Raw genomic sequence first — 1,948 nt, 5'->3', positions numbered from 1 at the left:
GTAGTATTTTTGGTATAACTCTACTATACAGGATTTATTCCTTTTTTGCGTTTACACAAGATATTGTACACTCTCCAAAAAAGTTTTCCGTCATAACCTGCTCAAATCCTTGAACCATGATTTTTTCTAAGGTATCAGATGAGCTGTTCTCATTCATAAAGTTCACAAAATCCGAGAATGAAGCCCCTTCTTCTAACTCCCCACCATTAGCAACCATTAAAATATCCTTCTCAAGAATTGAAAGTGAAGACTGATCAGTAATCAAATGATCGATGAAAAAATACAATTCATTATGACCATCGTCAAAATAAACTTCCCATAACAATTTGTCAAACACACTTTCTTTTAAGTCGTTGCTAATTTGTTCTTTTAAACTCCCTATCAAAGAAGCTGAAATCACTGGAACTCTATGGTTGTAAGTAGGATAAACAAGTAAGCGAGCATCCTTATCTAATACCGTTCTCAGTAATTCATTTTTTTCGATAACTTTAGAGAGAATTTCTTCAACACTTGAAATTTCAGTTATTGTTTCGGGCAAACTGACCTTCAACTCGAGAATCTGTCTAAAATTGTCAACTATGTAGGCTTTTTGTAAATAGTAAGAATCCTTATAAGTTGCCTCACCTGTTTTCAGAAGCCTATTATTTAACTCCTTTATATTTTTAAAATTAGCGTACTGATTTGCTTTCTGTAATGCTGTCAAAACCATTTGATCTGTGTTCTCTTTCACTGACAGATTATCAAAAAATTTTTTCATGTTCCTAATTGTCTGTGTTTTTTTCACAAAATCTTCTGACAGCTCTATTTGATAGTGTTCCTCTAGGGCAACTACAATCTCAACTTGGATTAGTGAATTCATTTGAGGGAGTAGCATGAGATTCGTGGTTTCATCAAACGTTTCCTCATCCAGTATTTTAGACAAAATATCTTTAACACTACTTGCCTCAGCTGTAACTCTAATCACATTGTTAGAGTAATGCTTTTTAAATTCATTTATCAGATACTCAGTGTCTAACTTATTGCTAGCAGTTAATTTTATTTCGGCAACTGTCACGTAATGACTTGGAATCATATATTCTGGCAAACGTAAACTTAAAAAATCTTTTAAGGCCTGGGAATTCAATTTCTGATCAGAAAAGAAAACTAAATTAGTTTCGATTTTCAATACATTGAAATTCACATAATCTCCTAAAAAATCTTGAGCAGCTTGCTCAATTTCTTCTAACTCTATTCGAATGCCGTTGATTTTTACTTGCCGATCTTCCCTATCTTGATAATAAATAACACCATCTTTCTTAAACCCTAAATCTCCAGTTCTATAGAAAGTCTGATTATCTTCCAAAATGAATTTATCACGATTCAATTCTACATTATCAAAGTAGCCCTTACTTACTCCTTTCCCTCCAATTAGGATCTCTCCCGCTTCCAAATTCACTCCATTCGAATTATAAAATCTAATTTCAGCTCCCCCTAGCGGTTCTCCGATTGGAACGGTGCTGCTATTGATTGGATTTTTAACTTGATAATAGGTAGCATAGACAGTTGTTTCAGTTGGACCATAGCAATTTAAAATCTTTGTGTCAGGCAGTAATGACTGGACCTGCTTCACCAGACTTACTGGAAGTACTTCTCCTGCTAATACAATTGTCTTTAGTCCGGTCTTTTTGAATTTTTCTTTAGTCATTGAAAGAATTGTCTTTAATGATGTAGGCGATAACGCAACATGTGACACTTCCCCGCTTATCAACATATCTTTTGTCTTTTTAAACTGCTGAATCGGAGTTCCTGGAGTAATAAATTGTAAAATTCCTTCTCCAAAAATAAATGAGAGATTTTCATGAAATGATACATCAAATTGAGGCGGAGTAGAAATTATAGTCATTTGAAACAAGAACAAGACAACAAAGCCTCCAGAAAATTGTCATAATCAGACAATACTTTTCTAAGG

General features: G+C 33.8%; 1 protein-coding gene. It reads right to left on the bottom strand.

Annotated elements, in window-relative coordinates; genetic code table 11:
- Window positions 1–34: 34 nt before the first annotated feature.
- Window positions 35–1,897, bottom strand: a complete 1,863-nt coding sequence (locus N4310_RS08275) for an AMP-binding protein (protein ID WP_262092799.1) — start codon at window positions 1,895–1,897, stop codon at window positions 35–37.
- Between the last annotated feature and the right edge of the window lie 51 nt (window positions 1,898–1,948).

It is taken from the genome of Streptococcus danieliae (assembly GCF_025447695.1).
GTDB classification, from domain to species: Bacteria; Bacillota; Bacilli; order Lactobacillales; family Streptococcaceae; genus Streptococcus; species Streptococcus danieliae.
Note: the sequence above shows the minus strand (reverse complement) of the source record. Positions and strands in the feature narration are given on the sequence as shown.